Source organism: Rubripirellula amarantea, assembly GCF_007859865.1.
Lineage (GTDB): Bacteria > Planctomycetota > Planctomycetia > Pirellulales > Pirellulaceae > Rubripirellula > Rubripirellula amarantea.
The window spans coordinates 221,913-243,369 of record NZ_SJPI01000003.1 but is presented as its reverse complement, the minus strand read 5'-3'; the positions used below and the strand labels follow the sequence as shown (position 1 = coordinate 243,369).

Below are 21,457 nucleotides of genomic sequence, written 5' to 3'. Positions count from 1 at the left end.
GACGGCACGGATAAGATTCCGTCGGGACGTGTCGGCTAGCGAGTCGAATAAGCAGCTATCGCAACACTTAGTAACGCTTCCAATAGATCGCAACTGCCGTACCACTCGGTAAAGAATTCGTTATATCTCCGTTTCGGACGGCGATTCGGCGGAAATGTGATCGTCGCGCTTCAACAATCTGGCTTGATGATGTGTCTCAGCCTGAGATGCTGAGGGCTCTTTTGAGAGTTTGTCACGGGCGACAGCTTTGTCTTGGCTCTCACTTTAGGGGGCGTCGTCCGTGATGTTCGCGACATTGATTGAGCCAAGCGAAAGCGGGTGCGTGGCTCTTGAGGCACTGCACGATAGCAGAGGCGGATACATTCCAACGTGAACCGACTAAGCTGGCCTGTCCGCCTGCAGCATGCAGGTCGTTCAGAAGCATTGCGATCACGGCAGGTTTGTCAACGTTCTCCTGCCGAAGTTTTAGGTTTCCGTTTTCGTACCTCTTTCGTAACTCGTTCTCAATCGCACTGGCGGTTTGGTCAAACACGGACGGAGTTCGAATCGTAACGGCAAGTTGAAATCGAAGCCGCCGGAAGGCGATGGACCGATTGTCGGCTTGACTTCGACGCTCGGTTGCCTCGGCGGTGATTCCCGTCGGCGAATGCGTAAGAAACGCGCCGCTGCTGGTTTTGTTACGGTGTTGTCCTCCGGGGCCGCTTCGGCGCTGGAACCGTTGATCGCAATCGGCGAGCAGCGTTTCCAGTGGAAGCAACGTAGGATGCGGAGGTAGCAAAAACATGGCCGCCATCCGCTGGTCTGGTCGCGGAAGTTCCGGTCGGTTGGGAGGCTGCGAATGAGTCATCGGAGCCACTCTCGCAATGACTCTTTCGCACTTGCGACGAGTGTTCTGCCCGGTAGATCGGCGACGGCTACGCACGATCCACCAATCCGAGAGAGAAAATCGGCATCTAGATTGGCATCGCCAATCGTCGTCGGTATTTCGCACAGCACACGAAACGAGGCCTGTCGCGTGACAGCATGATCATCACGACGGATCGCAGAAATCGACACGATTTTTGCAGTGTAGACTTTATCAGGCCTCTGCGATTCGTTGATTCGCAGCAGCGTTCCTTCGCTCAATTCACGTCGATAGACCGCATTGGCTTCAAGCACCGCAAACAGTTTGCCTTCTTTAGTGACGCGACACCATGGGATGCCAGTTTGACTGCGAGTGCCCCGCAGACTTTGCAACGATGAATCCGACAAGTTTCGCGAGGGTGATTGATCAGAATCGATGGCCGGTGGAATCACGATCCCAGCAGTTGGAGACCGCACGATCACCCGTTGAAGTTGGCGGTCCGCGAAAGCAAGGTTCGCTTCGATTGCGGTTTCTACCGCATGCAAAGACTCCCACTGTCCGACGGCTTCGGTTGCGCTGAGTGATGCGGAATCGAGCGACGACAAACGTACCGATTGGCTGCGAAGTGAAGCTACGCGAGCGTGACCTTCCAGTTCTATCACGTCAAGTTTGGTTTGATCATCGCGAACGCGGATGAGTTCTTCGCCTTCCCGAACCCGGTCACCAAAGTCCGCGTTGACGACATCGACTACACCATCCGCCGGAAGAAACACTTTTGCGGCTGAAGGAGCGTCGATATGACCAAGCAATTGGCATTGGCGAGGAATGGGGATTAAGAAAATTAACGCCGCAAATAGGCTAAGCGTGACGCTTAGGAAGCCAAGTCGGCGCGTCCATGCTACCCCTTGCCACGTGCCCGAACCGATCAATAGTCGCATCGCCTTTTTAACCATCCGTACGATCAACATGAAAGAAAACGCGAAGGTCATGGCAATCGCCAACGAACGCAAATGAAGGTGATCCGCAATTCCAATTGCCATTGCCGACAAGGCGATCATCACGAGAATTCGATACGCCACGGATGCGGAGTGGTATCCACTGAGGAATACATCGCGTTTTCGAAACGACGATACCGCTGCCATCGGTTTTCGAAAAAGCCGATTAGTGACTAGGCGATCGAACGACTGGCGAGATTCTCGACGCAAGTTCACACTGTTCAGAAAATCGGAAAGCACATAATAGCCGTCGTATCGCATTAGTGGGTTTGCATTGAAAAGTAGTGTGCTGACTCCGCAAACGATAACAACATTCAACGCGTGAAATTGAATCCATAGGTCGCTACTTAAACACCAAACAAACGTTGCCAATGAGGCGACGATTAACTCAACGTAAATTCCTGCGACCATGACTGAGACTCGATCACGTGCGTTTGGCGCCCGCCACACGTCGGTCACGTCACAGTACGGACAGGGAACCCCACACAATAATAGCACCCCCAATGTTCCACACCTGGCACCGACGCGGCGACACATTGTTGCGTGAGCTAGCTCGTGGATGAACTTGGTGGAAAGGAAAACGAGACCGATCGTCCAGGCATTCGCTTCCGTCAAAAAGATCGGCAGTCGAGCGAGGGATTGTGTGAGTTGATCGAATCTCGAAACGATCATCAGCACTGCGACGGTGATCACCGCCCTCCAAAAAATAGCCGCGGGCTTGCTGAATATCCATCCGGTGCGGATGGCAAGTAGTTTGGCAAGTCCATCGATCGAGATTAAAGGAATCCGAATGTAGAGCGGCGAAGATTGACGCTTCTCGCTTGTGATGCGCTGTCTTGTCCAGCCCGCGAACCTGGCCTGTTCCATCGCCTCGGCCACTTCGCTCGATTGGACGTCGTGTGCGGACTGAGGTTCGGAAATCGCTTTCCATACTCGCTGAGAAATCTTTGCAAATCGCCCGCTGATGTCATCGTGAACGATCTGATTTTGCCGAGTGGAATTGTCACTTCCATCGGGCCATGAAATTAAGTCTCGCCTTAGGTCTCCCGTAAATCCGTTCATCGCCCCAACCGAATTTGGGATTGCGAAACCTCTTCGCGTTGCCGCGTGTCACTGCGCGGATCCGATGCAGGAACGTAAAGTTTCATGCTCACTGGAGTACCCGGTGTTAGCAACCAACTTTGGTGCTGGTCAGATGCTGAGCCGGATGAACGGGTATTCTTGATCTCGGCGTGGACTCGAAAGCGACCACCTGGCAATGTCTGGGGATCAACCGACAAAACATGTCCGCGTAGCGAATGGTTTTTTCCGTTACTCGGATCGGTCCAATGCACACTCACGGGCAAGTCTCGACATTGCGTGGGCGAAAGTTTGTCACCTCGAACCAGGGCGTGCACATGCAAACGATCAATTTTTCCAATCTGGGCGATCGTTTCGCCCGTTTCAATCCATTCGCCTGCCGCGCGTGTGATTTCTAAAACGATGCCGTCGATGGGACTGTCAGTGTGCAGGTGTCCAATCGCGTCGTCGATTTCCGACAGGTCAGCTTCTCGAAGTTGAACCTCCAACTCTGCTCGAAGCTTCCGCTTTTTCGCTTGGGTCACCTCAAGCTCGCCACGTTCGACCGCCAATCGCATCCGCCTCATTTGAGTCAGCGGAATCGCACCGCGGACGTCGTTTTGAATCGAACGGCTGTTGTCCAGTTCGGCCTGAGCTTCAGCCAAGGCGACCTCAGCGTATTTGATTTCTACTTCATCGCTAGATTGTTCTCGAGCCGAAGTCACTCGTAACTGAGCAGTGCGACGACGGATGAGCAGCGCACGGTCATCAAGGCGAGCCAAAGGCGATCCCGTTTCGACAAAATCGTTCTTTTGAACCATCACCTGGTCCACACGTCCCGTCGCCAACGCTGGAACTTGTATTTCTTTCGCGAATCGTACCAAGCATTCATCCACTTCCACTGTGTAGCCGTCCGAAACCAGGCCATCAACACGATTGTCAAGTTCGCTTGCTACGCCGACACGTGCTGATGTTCCTGTCAACAACGATGCCGCTACAAAAGCGGATAGAAGACTTCGCAGCGATTTTGACGCGATCATCGTTTCATTTCTGTTCATAGGTAGATGAGATGGCAACCGTCGACGGTCCCAAGTGCAATCGCACGCGGCGAACCACCGAACGGTAGAGATCGCCGAACAAGAAATCTCCAAGTGTGCTCTTGCCGCAATGGAAAACGACTTGCGCGGGTGCCTCGTTCCGCAGGTCCAGCGGCGAATGATGAGCTTCATCCTCGTCTTGTGGCATCGACAAACTTAGAGTCACCGATACCAAATCGCGTTCGCCGAAAGCCGTCTGCGCGTTTGGCATTGAACGCGAATGGTCAGCGGCTAACACCGGGCCGAAATGTTCAAGCAACGCGGGTAATATTCGTTCGGGTTGGTCATGCAATGTCACGGATGCTAGTAGCTGTTCGTTTTCACCCGTCGTTCGCAGCGTCGCAATGCGATTTTGCGGTACGCGTGCATCGACCAGCCATTTTGTTGGTTGGCTGACGACCTGCAAAAGCGGTTCACCCCGGTGGACCGGACGGTTTGCGAGCCGTTCTTGCACCTGCCAAGCGTCAATGATTCCGTCCCGATCCGAACGCAGCTGCAACGAACCTCGCAGCTCACTTAGTAAACGCATTTGTTGGTCGACGGATGCAATTTCCTCTTCGACAACACCCCGCTGCCCTTGCACTTTCTCGATTTGATCAAAATCGCGAGAAGAACCGTCGACGATCGATTCAGTAAGACTGGCGTGTCGTTGAACCAAAACAGCTCGGCGACCAACCAATTCAGTCATCTTCTGCTCGAGGGAAGGATCCACTAACGAAAGTAACAGGTCACCTCGTTGAACTGATTGCCCGTGTTCAACGTGAACTTGATCGACGATGGCATCTCGAGTGGCGGTGAGCCTCAACATCGACGACGGACGAAGGGTCGCGGGTACGTCGACGGTCTTAGGAATAGGAATCAGCAGTAAGCACGCAGCGATCGTAATGAAGAGACCCCAAGACATCAGTCGCTTGGCGGTCGATGGAAAGCGATTGAGCCAAGCGAGGCTCTGACGCTGCGATCGTCGCTCAATCGCTAACAGAGCGTTCTCTGCCAAACGGTTTAATTCGCGTTTGACGTGAGCGGGAAAGCCCTGGGGATTTCTGTTCTCGCCTGCGCGATTGAGTGCCACGATTCGATAGGGTGATTCAACGGTGCGTATCCGAGCGGAACGGCTGGTCTGGCTCGACGGCAAGCCAAACACAGCGATCACTTCTAAGTGCTGCGCGTCAACACTGGATTCGGTTTGTGAACCATCGAACGCTTCAGTCACGGGATCATCAAGTGATTCATTCCACCACGGAGTCAAGTCGAGCGAGATTTCGTTGGCGGCGGTGATTAGGTTTCGGACTGCATCGGATCGATGATCGATGGTGTCGACATGACTGACCGAGATCACCCTGCCTCGTCCACGTACGTCACACAACGCCACGCGAGCAAAGTGAAACAGGTCGGCGATGCTATCGACGGCTAGGTTTGCAGCACGAAGGCCGGATTCCGCTCGGTTGATGATGGCAATCGCAGTGTCGGAATGTTCCGCGAGAGTTTGTTGAGCGATCAAGGTGCGCAACTGTTCGTCTCGAAAGTATTCACCGGCCAAGTCCGCGACTTGGGCAACAAACCGCAGGTATCCACGCTGAGTGGCAACTCCGCCATCAGGTTCTAAGAACACTTCGATTAAGTAGCGTGGTGATGGGGCGGAGTTTCCTGCGGCGATAGATACGATTGCCGCCGGAAAGTCCGTCGGGTTGGCTGGAATTTCACTGTCCGTTGCCTGCGGCGTGGAGGGGACCACCACCGGTTCGCCACTTTGTGCGACTTCCAGAAGAAGTCGTTGATGAGCCGCGAAGGATGATTGAGCAATGGATTGGTCGGTAATTCGCCCGATCCGCGACAAGGGTTCGAAAATCGCGGGGTGGTGTCGGTGATCGGCGGGTTGCCCCCAAATCACAACGCCTTCGGCGGCCATCGCGCGGAGCGTTCGGTCGCATAAGAAACGTAAGTAAGAGTCCAGGGGAATCTCTTGTCGAGACTTTGAGGCAATCTCACGAACGATCTCTGCGATTTCCCGGCGAGTTTGATCGACGATTGGCCCGTCATTGGTGTGACCGGCGTGGCTAAACCCATGCGTTGAAGTTGCACCGCCCCCACGACGACCACGATTAGCGGACGGGACAAAGACGAACGGTTCGTTGGCGGGGGCCGTCGCCAAGTCGGTGACCTTGATAACGCGAGTACATCGAGAATTGACAACCAGAGCGAAGAGGCTCCAGTTCTAACTCTGGGGTGTATCAAGATTTCCAAGCTCAAAGCAAGGTACACACGGCGGTGGAACATCGTGGCAATGGAAGTAGAACGCGCCGTGAAACTCAGGTTGATTGCGTCGATGGATGGCTGATCTTGCTAGCTCAGGTCGCTGATATTGCCCGCGATCGCCGTGCGTCCCCATTTCGCAGTCATCATCACGCTGTTGATTCCTGAACCGATCCCCAACATCGCAATCTGGTCACCTGACTTCAGATCGCCTCGTGCTGCTGCTGACGCCAAGGTCAGCGGCAAAGCGACACTGCCAGTGTTCCCTAGCTGATCGAACGTCGCACTGTCACGATCGATTGGCAATTGCATTGCCTCAAGCATCGCGACCCGGTGACGCGCTCCCACTTGGTGACAGAGCGAACAGTCGATTTGGTCGCGAGCAAGCCTGCTTTCCGATAGCAAGCGTTCAAATGCGGCAACGCCGGTCGCGATTCCTTGGATCATCAACTCTTCTGAATCGGTTTCCATCAAAGGTTGCATTCCCGCACCGGCTGAATCGTGATCGCTCATGCACAAATGGTGATACTGAGTTCTCGCCTCGGCAATCGCGGTTTGAATTGAAGTTCCTTCGGGATTATGTTTGCGATGGGTTAGCAACCACGCACAACTACCTGAGCCGATCGTTAACGACGCAAACGCGGGCTTGACCGTCTTGCGGGTCAAGGATTGATCGGCATTCAAAGAAGCGATCGTTTGTTCGAGAAGCGGACGACTATTTTCGGTCCCGACGACAATGCCGGCCTCGATCACGCCAGCTTCGATCATCATTCCGATTTGTACGGCCCCGTTAATAACGCCAAGGCATGCGTTGGAAACGTCATATACCCAGGCGGACGATGGTAAATGCGCACCATCGTGAACCCGAGACGCCGTAGCTGGCTCTAAGAAGTCACGGCAAACACTCGCGTGAATCAGACATCCAATTTGATCGCGGTCAACAGAGCTCGCTTCGACTGCAGCGTTAACGCTTTGGATACTGGGTCCACTCGGCAGTGTTCCCGACGGCCAAACACGCCGTTTTGCAATTCCGCTCATCAATTCCAGGCGTCCTTCGGGCAGACGCAGACGTGTGTAAACGGGCGATAATCTTGCTTCAATCTCGTCGCTCGACCAAATTTCCTCGGGAATTACGGCGCCGATAGAATCAAGCACGACGTTTTCAAATTTCACAAAGCATCTCGTAGAAGTTGGTGTGGAACTAAGACTGGTTAAAAATTAAACCCGGCTGGTTTCGTTAGGAGTTAGCACCGGTCCGTAGTAGATTCTAATGGAACGAGCGAATCCGCTACTGCGTTTCATGGCGTTTCTTATCACGTTGACCGAGGTTAAAGATACGCCCGTGGCCCGCAGAAAACGCCGCGATGAAAATTCGCGAGGACCCGAAGTTGCTAGCAAAATAACGCTTTGCTATCACTCCATGTAGTGCTAGCACGGCCATGTAAAGGGAAGATGTAGTTTGAGTTTGGATGGGGTTAGTGACGTCGATACCTTCCTACCCGTGGGAAAGACAAGCGTTGTGTTTCCCAGCCGCTTCAAACCTTAAACTTTTCCAGTCGCTAGCAATCCATACGAATATCGACAGTTGATCTCGCTCCTTCATCGCAATAGTCCAACACGGGGGGCCATGAAGAGCAATCATCTTTCCATTCGACATGCATCAGCCAGCACCGGCGACGTTTCCGTTTTGATTTCGGTGCCTGCAGGATGATTCTGCAATTTTCCATTCGCTGATTCGAAGAGGACCTTTCGGATGTCGAATAAGCCCCTCATTGGGATGAACGCTGACTTTCGTGCTGCTGCCCGCAGTATGCCAGCTTACAGCTACATCGCCGCCGGTTACTTTCAATCCATCATCAATGCCGGTGGTGTACCAGTTGTGGTTCCCCCGCTGAGTGATCCTGAGTCGGTAAGCACGCTGCTCGACTCTGTTTCTGGCTTTGTCTTAATTGGCGGAGCTGACTTGGACCCTCGGAATGACGGCTTCATGCTTCATCCAAGTGTTCGACCCTTAGATCCGGCTCGTGAAACGAGTGACCGGATGATCATGGCTGAAATCGCCGAACGTCGCATGCCTGTGCTGGGAATCGGTACAGGGATGCAATTGATGAACGTCCAGCAAGGCGGAAATCTATTCTTGCATATCAAGGAAGACCTGCCGGGTGCTGTCCCTCACCACGATCCTCAAGATCCCAATCATCGTCATACCTTGGACGTTGAAAGCGATTCGTTAGTTGGTCGTGTCTACGGTGACGGTGAAATTCGTGTTAGCAGTCGTCACCACATGGCGATTGATGAAGTTGCCCCCGGTTTCCGAGTCACTGCTCGTTGCCCCGATGGCGTCATCGAAGCTATCGAAAGTGAAATGATGGATTGGTTTGCCATCGGCACCCAGTTCCATCCCGAATGCGGAGCCGCTTCGGCTTTGGATATCCGTATCTTCGAAGAATTCGTTGACGCAGTTCGCGAACGAACCGAACAAGAAATTCGATTGGTCGCGTAGGTTTGTCCGCTCGACTTTACAAAGATTCCTCTTTACCGAGGACTTGGTCATAAGGATGTGACCAGTGCCAACAACATCTAGGTGTTGAAACGCTGGTTGATTTTGATTGTCGGACACGGATGTTGTTGACTGCCCACGGATTGACGCAGCGACAATCGAAACCGACCAAGTTTTCAACGATGTTTAAGGATGACAGAGGATTCGCCGCCGGGATGGCAAACGTTCATACACCACATGTGCTTGCACTGGGGTAGAGCGAGAGAATTGATCTAGACATGGCACATGCAAGTCAGGATTGACTTGAGGCTGGACGCGCACGAGTCGAAGTGCGTCCAGCCTTTTTTTATGCGCTTCCATCTAGCATTGCTTCTTGGACGCGGCCCATCATCCGGCTTAACTAACCAAGCTTAAGTGCTTTAGACTTTCCCCCTTCAGCCAACTTCCGAGAACGTGTGTCTTGTGACCTTGCCGTGGTCCACGTTTTGTCCAAAGAAGTGTATCGGTCTGACAAGTGCCTGTTTCTCTCATTTAAAACAAGAGCATTCGTTGGCCGATACTAGTCGTTTTGCCGTTGCTTATTCTCTGCCGCAATCGTCGTGCGGTTAGTAGCCTAAGCCAGCTCGGAATACGATTCCGTCGTCCGGCTTGAAGTTGTCGTTCGGGTTGCGGCGGTACTCGACTTCTCGATCGAATACATAACCGACTTCAAGAAATCCGTTGCGGCGTCCGGCGCGGATGGCATCGCTTTGTCCCCATTCCAGACCGAGTGTCACGCGAAGATCGTTGATGTCGATGCTATCGCTGCTCCCGTTGTCACGCTCGATGGTCCACGATCCTCCACCGTAATCACCGGCGAGGTACCACCAAACATCATTGGTGCCCACCGTCCGCCAATAGCGAGCAAGTTTGGGTTCAGGAAAGAAGATGTCCATTCGGGTGTAAGGATTGGGTTGATAGAGCAATCCACCTGCCGGAAGAAGTTTCACCTTGTTGCGGTCGAGGTAATAGACGCCTGCCTTTAGCGTGGAAGCTGGCGTCAATCGGAAGCTCGCTAGCCCTTTCCCGAGGACTCTCAGGCTATCGCTGTTGAACGTATCAAAGTCCGTGAAGGCGCCCACGCGTACGCCAAACTCGGTGCTAAACATTTGGTTGGGATCAGAGTTCCAGCCCAAATCCAAGAACGCACTGTAGGCACTCCCAGGAAGGTCGGCAGTGATATTGCTTGTTGGCGCCGAACCGTCGGGGCCATCCCACAAATGAAGTGAGAAAGACGGGACCACGTAGAGCGGTTGATTGGAATAGAAGAAGTTTGGAAACGCGAGGATTGCCGATACATCAGTGTCATTGATGTTCAAGTCATCGTCGCTGTCTCCGAAGCCAACGTAGCCATGACGGATGCGTGGTCCTTGAAGCAGTCGATACGCGCTGAATTGGTTGTCTGCTCCACCAGGAAACAACCCACCCGAGAACATTCCATCAGGAAATAGCGTCGACGGGCTTGAGGAAGGAAAGGCTCCGTTGGGGAACATCGTTCCTGAAGAGCCGAAAGAGGGATCGCTATAGGTGGGCGTGCCGTAAACGCTTGGGTTGTCGTATCCGCCGCCGTAAGCGGGCGCGTTGATGATCGGTGCGTTCAGTGGCGCATTGAACGAAGGCGACGAGGCGGGACTTCCAAAAATTCCGCCGAACAATCCTCCACTGTCGCCAAACGACGGCGTCGAACTAAAAGTAGGTGCTGGATTGAAAGTTCCAGGAGAAACAGGTGTTGGGGGGCCAATCGGCGTGACTGTTGGCCCGCCGAGACTTGTACCACCACCGAACAGGGCCCCGCCATTTCCATAACCACCCGATGTGTTCGGCGTGGTCGCGTAAGGGTCGAAACTCCCGTAGCCGCTTTGAGGTGGTGGCGCATAGCCGCTGCTCGGCGCGCCAAAGCTATTTCCGCCATACGGGTTGGGGGGCGGGGTTATCGGAACCATATTGGTTTGTGGGATTCCAACATTCCCAGTTGCCCCCACGCCGCTTTGAAACTGTTGCGCGGATAAGTCGCGCGCACAGAAGAAAACGACCAGACACCACATTGCCGATGTCACGCATGCGTGACGGCGTGGTGCTGGGAACCAAGTGTTCGATAAAAGGCGATTCAGTAGGCGCATATTGGGGAGTTACCCCGTGCAGACCTTGTCGGTCAAGTCGAATCGAAACTTCAGTCTATCTTTTTGCAAAACTGGAATGATTTGTTCTGTTTCACTCGCATGCGTTTCACACGATCAATCAAGCCGTCAAGTTTTCTGTTCAACAACTAGCTTCTCGCAATTGCCTCAAACGCCTCGTGTGTTTACAGCGTTTGGCTCTTCTTTTTCTGGAGTTGGCCGAGACGCCAAGCCACTATCGCCCAGAGTGCGACGAGCGGCAGGGCAAATAGATTGACCTGCGCCGTAGGGATTTGCAGGTTCTTGAGTTGGGTAAAGCCAGCGCTCGAAATCGCGTCGGCACCTCGCATAAGAACAGTATCAATGAAGTTCTTAGACTTGTACTTCTGGTTCTTGCTCACCACCGTGAAAAGCACTTCGCGAGCCGGAACCGTCAATCCATAGCTCATGCCACGCACGACAATCATTGAGATGCCTAGCACCCACAGGCTGGGATGTAGTGAAAGTGATGTGAACACGACGAGGCTTGCCAGTGGAAGTGCTACCAGCGCGACGCTAACACCTAACCGGCGAAGAACAAATCCACTTATGAGTGTTTGAAGAACAAGGGTCAAAACCTGAGCACCCAAGTCCAAGTTGGCAAAGAATTCAGTCTTCGCCTCTTTGGTAGTGAGCGTTGCAGATACGATGTCGGCCTGCTGGAAGTAGAGTTGAGTGCCGAAGGTTTGAAAGAAAAACAAAAACAAGCAAATTGCAGCCAAGTAGGGCGACCGTGCCACCTCTATCACTCCACTCCACAAACTAGCATCCACGTTCGGCTGGTCTGATTCGCTATTCGCAGGCTCGGTCGTGAGCTGGTCATCACTGAGTTCTCGATCGCCAATGGAATCGCTTTCCAACTCCTCATCGCTGCTTCGGCGATCTATCGCCATCTGCCTTTCCAGTCGCCAGGCACACCAAAGCCCAACTTGAATGGATGCAATGGTGATTAAAATTAATTGATGCGTGCCAATCAAGCTGGCGATTCGCGAGGTCAAGAACGAGCCGCTGATCGCGCCACTCGTTCCTCCGGCCGCGATCAGTCCGAACAAACGCTTGCCCTGTTGGTGACTAAACAGATCCGCCAAGACGCTCCAAAACACACTGGTTGTGTAGAGCGAAAACACGTTCACCCAAACGAAAAAGCCATACGATGTCATGACCCTCGCAGGTTCCCAATCGCTTTGCATGGCAAAGTAGAACGCTACCAAGCAGGCCGTGAAAATATGAAAGACCGTTCTCACCAGCCATCGACGCGGCATACGTTTTACAAGCCAAGCGTAACTGGGAACGGCAATGATCATGACCACGAACGTGATCCACATTAAGTTTCGCAGTCCGTCGCTGCCGACGGTCGTCCCCATCGTCTCTCGGATCGGTCGAACGACCATGTATCCGAACAAAATGCAGAAGAACCAAGCCGTTGCCCAGAGGACAGCACGTTTGACGTGCGGATGGTCCTCGATGCTTTCCGGGGCATCATCATTGCTCTGGCTCATTCGGTGTCCGTTCTCTCCGTGTCGCTCGTTGCCTTCGTGGCCGAAGTCTTTCGAGGAATGAGCGAGGTTCCTTCCGGCGGCTTTAGCTGGTCGATGAACCATTGGACTTTCGCGTCCACTTGGGCGTTCACTAAGGATTCAAGCAACGCATTTGAAGCGTCTCGTCGCAGCACTGACTGATCGGTCAGTTCATCGAACGAAACATCAACGGTTTCGATTTGGTGAACGAATACTAAATGAATACCTAAAGGACTTAAGACTGGATCTAATATTCCAGCGTCCGCTTGGCGATGAACAGATCGCATCACTGCCGCAGGTAAATCCCCAGGTTGAGAGATCCAGATTGCTTGTCCCGATTTTGCATCAGAACCGTACTCAGCTTTCGCTTCTTCAAATGCTGTTGCAGGTCGCTTGTGTAAGCGTACTTGATCCGCCAGTTGACGCATCCGTTGAAGCGATCGCTCAACCCCCTCGGTGTCTTTGGAATCAACACTCGCGAATAGCTGTGATACGAGGTATCGCTTACCGCCATAGCGATCTTGATTTGCATTGAAGTAGCGACGCAGGTTCTTATCGGTGATACGACTCTTCAGGTAAGCCGCCCAAGCGACATTCCAAGAACGATTCGCAATGATTGCTTTTTCAGTGCTGCCAAGTCGCGTTGCTTCTTCGTTAAGATCTGTTCCCCGACGTTGCAAATTCGCTCGATACGATTGCAAATCTTGATCAATCTGTGCCTGCAAAGCATCGCCACCCAGATCAAGGAGGGTTTGCAGTGCCAAATGCTGACGTACAACAACAAACGCAGTGGCTCGCAGAATTTCCGGTGGTACCTGGTTCAGGTTGCTGACTTTTAGTCGTTTGCCTAGAACGAGACTAAGCTCACCCAGGAAGACGGGATACCCATCGACTGCTGCAAACGGGTCGGCGGGCTCCAGGTCTGCTGCTGACAAACATGAAGTGAACGAAGTGATGCCTAGTAAGACAATCGCGACTGCGGTGCGTGAGAGTTGTCCAATCACGGCAAAGGGATGTCTTGAATAACGAAAGGAACCTCGTTCTTGACCACGGAAGTTGGCGAGTGGTAAATCAGGGTCGATTCAAGTGCCGTATCACCTAGATCAAAGAGATAACCGATGCCCACTCCGGAATTGGTTTGTCGATAGACTTCATACCCTAAGTGATCGGCACGGGATCCATCTTTACGATTGATATGGACAGCATTCTCGAAAATCCAATGTCGATGACTTTCCAAGGATCGATCCGCATTCTCTAGTTCTACTCCTACTCTTACTTCGTAGATGGCACCATTTTCACGAACGTCTTCGATCCGAACGGTCATCGAATCAATCTTGTGTTCCTTGCCCAGTTCGGCGAGTGGAAGTTTGAAGGTTTGCTTCCTTCCGGGTAGCAACGCTCGGATCACGCCCGAAAGCGACGTGATCCTTGAGGGTTGGCCCGCAGGCAGTTGCATTGGCAAGAAGAATTCACTGAACGCGAGGTCGGCGTTGGTGGCAACGTCAATTGTATCGCCGGAATCTTGAGGCTTTAACGCCGCGGCGTCGTCAAGGCGACCGGACAGTTGATTGACGGGGATGCTTAGCCCGATGGGTGTCAGACGCGGTTCCCAAGAGATTTCGATGCTGATGTTCAACGCGCTCATGTCGGGTTGGTTCAAACTGCGACGCGAAGTGACGGTTGTGGGTTCAATTCGATAGACGCCGGTATACGCAGCGGAATCGACTCGAGAGGGACGTTCTGCATGTCTTGGCACGAGCAGTAAAGTACTTGCATCACCACCGTAGAAATTAATGTCGAGATTGGCCGCGTCTAAGACTAAATCGACAGCATGCCAAAATGGGAGTGGCGATTCAACGGAACGTACTGCGACCGACTCATCGCCGTCGTATTCAAATTCGACTCCACTATCTCGACTAATCGCTTCAAGGGCTTCGCCCAGATTGGTAACGGTGTTGAGGCGAACACGAACGACGTCCTCTTTTGCTTCGGACTGTGCTTTCAGGTTTTGAAGGGCTGAGCGCACACGAGTCAATCGCTCCGATGCTTCGATGGACATGCCTTTCGCCGTTTCAGGCAAGTAGTCCAGCGCGTCCGGACCCGCTTCAATCAACGCCTTCTCGGCCTCTCTTCGCTTGGTCAAGCTGGAAGCGTTGAGTTGCTCGAGCAAATCTAAAACGTCGTCCTTGGTCACCTTTGCCGTATCGACTTGCTCTTGGGCAATAAGCCGACATAGCGTCTGCGGACTGATCGCGATCATCAGCGCGAAGGCTGCCACAACGCAGCGATGGTTGGGAATGCGGAAATGAGTCGACATGGGCAAGTCTCGTAGTCGGTACGTTCGGTACATTCGGAACCGGCTTAGGTTCCGACAACCTTGGACTGGGCGGCATGGAACTGATAGGTCCCGGTCCAACGCTGATTCTAACCTACCTTTTCAGCGTACGGTTTCTTCAATTGACGCTTTCCTGGTGCCATCCATGAATGTCTTTCGCCTCACCATTCTTATCGCCACGCTTGCGATTGGCATCGCGCACGATTGTGCCAGCACCAACGGCCAGGCGCCCGCCTTTGTGGAGTTCTTGGATTCGGGGCGAATCACGAGAGGATTGAAGCTTCTGGATGTCCCGGGGGAAACCTTGATTCTTGGACGTGACGGCGCAATGCACTCGATCAATTCGAGAGATCCACGACACCAGATCCAAGTGCTCAACGAACCATACTCGCCGATTCCGGTGCCTGAATTGCGGAATCAATTGCGCGATGAATATGGGCGTGGTTTCGAGGTGCACTCCACCAAGAACTTTCTGATCGTTCAACCCGAAGGACGCGGGGATCAATGGCCGAAACTATTTGAGGAATCGCATCGTAGCTTCTGTGACTACGTTAGCAAACGCGGCGTGAAGATCCGCGAAGGACGTTTTCCGATGGTAGCCGTTGTCATGCCGGACGAACAAGCAATGTATCGCGAGTTCAAAAAGTGGGACATTAACATGAGTCGCGTGGCCGGAGTCTATTCGGGAAAGAACAACCGGGTGATCACGCACGACGGTGGTAGCAGCGATTTTGTCAAGGCAACCGTGCGTCACGAAGCGGCTCATCAATCTGCCTTCAACAGTGGTGTTCACTCACGTTTGTGCGATACGCCCAAGTGGATCAGCGAGGGCCTTGGCCAAATGTTCGAACCCGCTGGCATGACAAATCGACGTCGCGGGGCACAAACGTCAGATCGCATAAACCTCGACAGTTTGACTTTCTTGAAGAGAACCTACCCCCATCGAAATGACGAAGACTTTGCAGCGGACGTGATGCAATTGTTCAGTGATGACACGATGTTCGAGCATCCTAAGCGGGTTAGCAACGCCTATGCCGTGTCCTGGGCGGTGATGTTCTATCTCGCAGAACGTGAACCGCAGAACTTCGCCAGGATCATTAACGTCACGAGCAGTCGCCAGCCATTCACGGATTATCCGAGGACTCAACGTCTGCGAGATGTGGAGGAAGCGGTGGATTCCAATATCCTCGAATTGAGCAAACGAGTTTCTTGGTTTGTTCACAGCCTATAGTCATCGTTCGAGCCTCTTCTTGAGATTCGCTCAAAGCGCAACTTCACGCTTACGCTGCACTCGTTGCTAACGTCCGTGAGGATCGAAGGTGGATACCACCGCCCCTGACAATCGAGCAACCGTTGCGAACGTAGTGTTGCGAAGCATGCGTCGGGAAGCTTTGGGGGGTGGGAAGCTTGGAGTCACAAAGCTTGGAGTCACGAAGCTTGGTCGCATGGATAGCATGACTTGGACTGCGGCGTCAGAATCTAGGCTGGACACGATACAGTTCACAAACGAGGGCGCAGCAAACTCGCATGAAAATCTTAGTGCTCACCGGTGCGGGGATCTCGGCGGAATCCGGTATCCCGACATTTCGCGACAAGGATGGACTTTGGGAGGGCTACCCTTTGGAAGAGGTCGCGACGCCCGAGGCATTTCACCGCAATCCAGAACGGGTGCATGCATTCTATAACCAGCGGCGGCGAGCTTTGCTTTCGCCCGAGATCAAACCCAATGCCGCTCACGAAGCGTTGGCGAGATTCGAAAGCACGCACGACGACGATTTCTTGCTAGTGACGCAGAACATTGATGATCTGCATCAGCGTGCGGGCAGCAAGAATGTTCTGGCGATGCACGGTGAGCTCCTGAAAGCTCGCTGCATGTTAACCGATGAGCTTTTTGATTGGCGTGACGACTTGAGTCCACACACGCCTCATCCCGATGGTTCCGACCTGATAGGCAAACTTAGGCCTCACGTCGTTTGGTTTGGCGAGATGCCCATCGGATTGAACACGATCGAGCGTGCTGCCGCGCAAGCTGATCTGTTCATCGCCATCGGCACGTCAGCACTCGTGTACCCGGCAGCCGGCATTGTCCAGTGGACGCAACCGAGTTGTCGCAAGGTCGAGATCAATTTAGGGGCAACACCGGCGTCCGATGCTTTTGACCAGTCAATCCGGGGTGCAGCGTCCACAGAGGTTCCGCGGTTCCTGCAATCGTTAGCGTCGTGTTGAGCCTTCGCCAGCGATCGTGCTCTTAGGGCGGAAGATTTGTTTAGTGCGAGCAGGCTTGTACGGTTCGCGGGTAGGAGTTGCCTTGACAATCGGTTGGCTCAGAACCGGTTCACTGCTGATGTAACTCATGCTGTCACCGCTGCACGACGAACATCCGTCACAGCCAGCTTCGCAACCGCACACTGGTTCGTTTAAGAAACCGCAAGTGGGTTCGCAGCAGTCACCACCACAACCAACGTCACCACAGGAATCACATCCAGAGCTGCACTCGGTGCATCCTGTATCGCAGCCACCGCAGGTGTCGTCACAGCCACTATCGCAGCGATAGCCCCAAAGGCTTTTGACTCCGCTGAATACGCTTCGGCATTTGCCGCACGATTGGCCGTTGTGGTTGCCACAGCAATCGCAAGGATCACAGCAATCGGCGGGCTCGTTGATCCAAGGGTCGATGTAAAGTTCGCCACAACCTTGGCAGTCGCCGCAGCCACCACAAGAATTCATAGCTAGCGGTCCACAGGTTCCAGCAGGGCCGCAGCCCATCGGGCCGACGCAGCCGCTTGCGAAACAAAGCGTGAAACAAGCGAGTGCGGCAAAAGCGGTTTTGGTCCAGCACATGACGTGACAATCCGTTGCGAACAAGAGGTGTTTTCCTACACACTCTAAGATCGACGGAACAAACGTCAGAATTGAATCCTTTTACGCAATCCGCAAAACTTAACACGCCATGGAACTAGGCGCTGAAGTTGAGACCGCCCGAGGTGCTCACCACAGGCGAAGCAGCGGACTGAGCGGGAAGCTTCGAAACTTCCTGGGCCACAACGGCGCGCCAAGTTTCAGTTTCGGTTTCAAGCACCAATCGAATTTCGTCAATCGCACCAGCGTCAGAATGCTGTTCTGCGATCACAAGGTGCTTGGCTAGAAAGACGTACAAGTCAGCCACTTGAAGGCACAATTTCTTCTCTGATTCACTCTTGCCGCCCGAAATTCCGCCGAGCAGCTCATTAATCATGTCAAGCAGTTGAATCGAATACTCGTTGCTGCCCATCGTCTCGCCCGCACGCCATTTGGCAGCAAGCATTCGAGCAACTTCAACCGACCGCTCGAGCAGCATCAGCCGAAGCTTCGCTGGAGATGCCATCCGGATCGCGGCATCCAAGTACTGATCACCGGAGCTTAGTGAAGCTTGAGGGCGAAAATTACCTTCGGGAGACGAGTTCATGTTCATCCTTGAGTTTAGGCCGAGCCCTGTCGTGACGAGATAAAGGGCAACTGTCCTTGGTCGATCCAAATCGCGGTGTCAACATTTTACATGGCACCGGTAGGCTTAATTGTTAGGTCGGAATTGTGATTCGTTGGATTTGGTCAATTGCGGAAGAATTGCTCTGAAGCTTAGAAATCGTTTCTTCGGTACGATAGAACTGAAGCAACAATTGCTCACGTTGCTTTTCTAATCTTGAGTTCATCGAGGTGACTTGATCGTCGTAACGCTCGATTTGACTGCTGAGCGTTTGCGAACGATTGAGAAGTAAGCTGGATCCGACACCCGCTAATGATTCGGCCAAGGTATCGAGCCGATCCGAAAGGCCGGTGTCTTCGGTGGTGAAGAAAGCCTCGACGTCTTCACGGCCGTTTTCGATGGCTTCGGTCAACTTTGTCGTGTTGAGATCAAGCTTTCCTTGGTCGTTGAACCGTAGTCCGACTTGACCAATCGACTTGATGTTCCCCGCGCCGGTGATGGTTCCCGAAAGCAACCGTGTGTAGCCCTGGCGAATCCGCTGAGCTTCACTGGATCCGAACAGCAAGCCAATCTCGTTGTCTTCGGCATTGAAGAACGTGAGCGACTCGAGCTTATCAACTAGCTTGTTGTACTGGTCCGCAAACGACTTGGCCGCTTTGGTAATCCCCGAAGTGTCTTCAGCGACTCGGACGGTGATGGTTTCGTCGGATAGCTGCTTAAGAGTGAACGTTAACCCGGTTTCGTCGTCGCCACTGGTGGCTTGACCGGTGCCGATAAGAGCGTTGACAGTCGATCCGTCAATCGTTTGGGATTCTGCTTCGCCTTCGATCCCAAGACTGCTCGCCGCGATACCGTTTCCAACGTCGGTGACGGTCATGGTTTCGTCCCCACCGGCGGTATCGATGAGCGTGATGCCTGTTGCATCTTCGTTGATCGAGGCTTTGACTCCGATACCCAAGTCGTTGAAAGCATCGACCAATTCACCCACGGTGGTGATGTTTTGCACCGTGATGTTGATCGCGCTCTTTGCGCCACTGGAATCGGTGATGGTAAAGCTGCCCGAGCCAGCACCGCTGGCCAGGTCGGTGAGCTTCGTGGACGACGTAATGGCGGTTGATGTCGTTCCTTCGCCGTCAATTTCGAACACGCCATCCGACGACGTGAATAGTCGCTCGCTGGAACCGTCGGTGGACACCGCAATCACGGCGTCTTGAGCTTTGGCGGTCGTCTCGATGTCTAGATCAAATCCATCGGTGACAATTCCGAAGCGACCGTCGGCACCGCCTTTGTTACTGCGAACGCGCAACGAGTAGCTTCCATCGTCGTTCAGATTGACGGTGGCAGTAGCGTAGCGATCCGAAGCGTTGATCTTCTCGGCGATCTCGGCCAACGAGTCCGTTGCCTCGATTGTGATGCGGTCGGCTTGTGATCCAACCAGTGCGGAAACGGTCGAACCGCCGATCGTTTGGTCGGTGGCCGTTCCGACAATCCCCAGTTTTTTTGCAGACGTTCCGGTTCCCGAGTCCGTGATTGTCAGCGTGGCGTCGCCGTCGCCGGTGTCGACAATCGTGATGCCATCGCCGGCTTCGTTAAGCGATGCGGACACGTCAATGCTTAGGCCATTGATCTTGTCGATCAAGTCCCCCACCGTCGAAATGCCATCGGTGGTTAGGTTGATTGCGCCGATGCCGCCATTGGAATCGGTGATGGTAAAACTGCCCTTGCCTACGCCAACGCCTCGGTTGAGATCCGTGAGTTTGGTATCGAGGGTGACGCTTTGTTTGTTCAGGTTTGTGCCAACGACGATGTCGTCAGCCGTGTCGGCGGTGACGCCGAGTCGATCGGATGTATCATCAAGGGACGAGATCGTCAGATTGCCAGTTCCCCCGGAAACGTCACGAATCCGAAGGCCCGTTCCAGCGTCATTCAAACGGGCAATCAAGCTCAGCCCAGACCCATTGATTGCATCGATCACCTCAGCAGTGTTCGTTGCAGACGATAGATCAATCGAAGCGGACGATCCATCGGCGGTCGTGATGTCTAGCGACGTCAACCCCGCCAACCCAGCACCGCCCGCCAATTGGTTTAGCGACGTGCCGCGAAGTACTTGCGGTTCGTATTCAGCGACGATTGTGTCACTGCTGGTTGAACCAATCAAACCAAGGTCGCTTGCGGTCGATGAATCTTCCGCGTTTGCAATCGAGAACTTTCCAGACCCTGTGGTCAAGTCTTTGACTTCGATGCCTTCGCTGGTGAATGACGCCGAAAGCTTGGCCGGATTGAGTGAGTTCAGATGGTCGAGTACGTCTTGAATGGTTGGTTCTGACGCGCCACCAAAATCGCCGAAGTCCACGTTCAGTGACGTGCCATCGGATAGCTTAATAGCGATGTCGTCGCCATCGGCTTGTCGAATGCCCTTGCCTTGACGCAGTTGGCTAAGGTCCGTGGTTGCGCTGACGTTGAACGTAAGGTCGAATCCGGTGACGGAATCGGCGGCAACGTCGACTCCCCATAGACCTAGGTCGGCGGCCGTTTCCGCATCGCCTAATTGATCAACAATGAGGTTCGACTCTGTTTCACCCGTCTGATCGACCAGCTTGATTTTGCCACCTTCGGTGGTTGCCAGCACGTCGATGGATGCGTCATTGATCGTTTGTAGCACATCGTCGATCGTCTTGGCCTTCGACAAATCAATCTCTGCCGATTGTCCGCTGCGATCAGTGATGCGAATTTTTCCTGCATCGACACCGCGGCCATTGTTCAACTTGGAAAGCGAAACCGACTGGTCAAGGAACCCTTCGGTTTGAATGGCGAGCGATCCCGTAAAGCCCAACGCTTCGGTGTCCGAATCGAATCGGACGCGCGACTCAACACCGTGCGTTGCGGCGGTTTGCAGAGTGCGGATTTCGTGAGTCGCCGCGATGGCCTTGCTGCCGGCCGTCGCCGTCAAGACTTCTGCGTTAGACGATTCCGACGACTTCGATCGGAATGTTGAGACGTTGGATAGTTGTTTGCCGGCAAGCTGAACGCCAATCACCGATGCGGTTAATTCAGCGATCGATTGCTGCTCGGACCGAAGCGTATTGGTTCGTGAGACCAAGCGATCACGCGGTTGGCCGTTGATCGCCATCAATTGATCCACAGTCCCGACAATGTCGGTCCCTGTGACTAACCCGATTGATGATTGAATGCGACCCAT

16 protein-coding genes are annotated in these 21,457 nt (G+C 53.5%); 3 read left to right on the top strand and 13 right to left on the bottom strand.

Annotated elements, in window-relative coordinates:
* Window positions 1–259: 259 nt before the first annotated feature.
* The 5 genes from Pla22_RS20950 to Pla22_RS20930 all read right to left on the bottom strand — a co-directional run bounded on the left by Pla22_RS20950 (window position 260) and on the right by Pla22_RS20930 (window position 7,421).
* Window positions 260–847: a peptide chain release factor family protein gene (locus Pla22_RS20950; RefSeq protein ID WP_207310445.1), complete on the bottom strand. Its 588-nt coding sequence runs from the start codon at window positions 845–847 to the stop codon at window positions 260–262.
* Window positions 844–2,901: a hypothetical protein gene (locus Pla22_RS20945; protein WP_146516769.1), complete on the bottom strand. Its 2,058-nt coding sequence runs from the start codon at window positions 2,899–2,901 to the stop codon at window positions 844–846. The genes Pla22_RS20950 and Pla22_RS20945 overlap by 4 nt, the downstream gene beginning before the upstream one ends.
* The gene (locus Pla22_RS20940; protein WP_165440777.1) at window positions 2,898–3,956 is read right to left on the bottom strand and encodes an HlyD family secretion protein; all 1,059 of its coding nucleotides are present in this window, start codon (window positions 3,954–3,956) and stop codon (window positions 2,898–2,900) included. Before Pla22_RS20940 ends, Pla22_RS20945 begins: the two co-directional genes overlap by 4 nt.
* Entirely contained in the window at window positions 3,943–6,147 is a 2,205-nt protein-coding gene (locus tag Pla22_RS20935) for an HlyD family efflux transporter periplasmic adaptor subunit (RefSeq protein WP_146516767.1), read from the bottom strand. Before Pla22_RS20935 ends, Pla22_RS20940 begins: the two co-directional genes overlap by 14 nt.
* Window positions 6,148–6,338: 191 nt before the next feature.
* Window positions 6,339–7,421 carry a 3-oxoacyl-ACP synthase III gene (locus Pla22_RS20930; RefSeq protein ID WP_146516766.1) on the bottom strand — a complete coding sequence of 361 codons (1,083 nt, stop codon included), beginning with the start codon at window positions 7,419–7,421 and terminating at the stop codon, window positions 6,339–6,341.
* Window positions 7,422–8,001: 580 nt separating this feature from the next.
* Here Pla22_RS20930 and Pla22_RS20925 point away from each other — a divergent pair.
* Window positions 8,002–8,751: a gamma-glutamyl-gamma-aminobutyrate hydrolase family protein gene (locus Pla22_RS20925; RefSeq protein ID WP_146516765.1), complete on the top strand. Its 750-nt coding sequence runs from the start codon at window positions 8,002–8,004 to the stop codon at window positions 8,749–8,751.
* Window positions 8,752–9,353: 602 nt separating this feature from the next.
* Here the strand turns inward: Pla22_RS20925 and Pla22_RS20920 are convergent.
* From Pla22_RS20920 to Pla22_RS20905, 4 genes are all read right to left on the bottom strand, one after another.
* Window positions 9,354–10,730: a hypothetical protein gene (locus Pla22_RS20920; RefSeq protein WP_146516764.1), complete on the bottom strand. Its 1,377-nt coding sequence runs from the start codon at window positions 10,728–10,730 to the stop codon at window positions 9,354–9,356.
* Window positions 10,731–11,089: 359 nt separating this feature from the next.
* Window positions 11,090–12,442: an NTP/NDP exchange transporter gene (locus tag Pla22_RS20915; protein ID WP_146516763.1), complete on the bottom strand. Its 1,353-nt coding sequence runs from the start codon at window positions 12,440–12,442 to the stop codon at window positions 11,090–11,092.
* Entirely contained in the window at window positions 12,439–13,464 is a 1,026-nt protein-coding gene (locus Pla22_RS20910) for a peptidyl-prolyl cis-trans isomerase (protein WP_165440776.1), read from the bottom strand. Before Pla22_RS20910 ends, Pla22_RS20915 begins: the two co-directional genes overlap by 4 nt.
* Window positions 13,461–14,777, bottom strand: coding sequence for a hypothetical protein (locus tag Pla22_RS20905; RefSeq protein ID WP_242632226.1), 1,317 nt, complete (start codon window positions 14,775–14,777; stop codon window positions 13,461–13,463). Before Pla22_RS20905 ends, Pla22_RS20910 begins: the two co-directional genes overlap by 4 nt.
* 163 nt (window positions 14,778–14,940) lie before the next feature.
* On the opposite strand from Pla22_RS20905, the gene Pla22_RS20900 reads away from it, so the two are divergent.
* Both Pla22_RS20900 and Pla22_RS20895 read left to right on the top strand, forming a co-directional pair.
* Window positions 14,941–16,026: a DUF1570 domain-containing protein gene (locus tag Pla22_RS20900; protein ID WP_165440775.1), complete on the top strand. Its 1,086-nt coding sequence runs from the start codon at window positions 14,941–14,943 to the stop codon at window positions 16,024–16,026.
* Window positions 16,027–16,322: 296 nt separating this feature from the next.
* The gene (locus Pla22_RS20895) at window positions 16,323–17,021 is read left to right on the top strand and encodes an NAD-dependent deacylase (RefSeq protein WP_146516760.1); all 699 of its coding nucleotides are present in this window, start codon (window positions 16,323–16,325) and stop codon (window positions 17,019–17,021) included.
* On the opposite strand, the gene Pla22_RS25790 is transcribed toward Pla22_RS20895, so the two are convergent.
* The 4 genes from Pla22_RS25790 to fliD form a co-directional block, all read right to left on the bottom strand.
* A complete protein-coding gene (locus Pla22_RS25790) occupies window positions 17,007–17,150 on the bottom strand; it encodes a hypothetical protein (protein WP_242632225.1) in 144 nt (47 codons plus the stop codon). The genes Pla22_RS20895 and Pla22_RS25790 overlap by 15 nt on opposite strands.
* Before the next feature lie 62 nt (window positions 17,151–17,212).
* The gene (locus Pla22_RS25785; protein ID WP_242632224.1) at window positions 17,213–17,509 is read right to left on the bottom strand and encodes a hypothetical protein; all 297 of its coding nucleotides are present in this window, start codon (window positions 17,507–17,509) and stop codon (window positions 17,213–17,215) included.
* A gap of 242 nt (window positions 17,510–17,751) precedes the next feature.
* Window positions 17,752–18,240, bottom strand: coding sequence for a flagellar export chaperone FliS (locus Pla22_RS20885; RefSeq protein ID WP_146516758.1), 489 nt, complete (start codon window positions 18,238–18,240; stop codon window positions 17,752–17,754).
* A gap of 112 nt (window positions 18,241–18,352) precedes the next feature.
* The gene (gene fliD, locus Pla22_RS20880) at window positions 18,353–21,457 is read right to left on the bottom strand and encodes a flagellar filament capping protein FliD (protein WP_146516757.1); all 3,105 of its coding nucleotides are present in this window, start codon (window positions 21,455–21,457) and stop codon (window positions 18,353–18,355) included.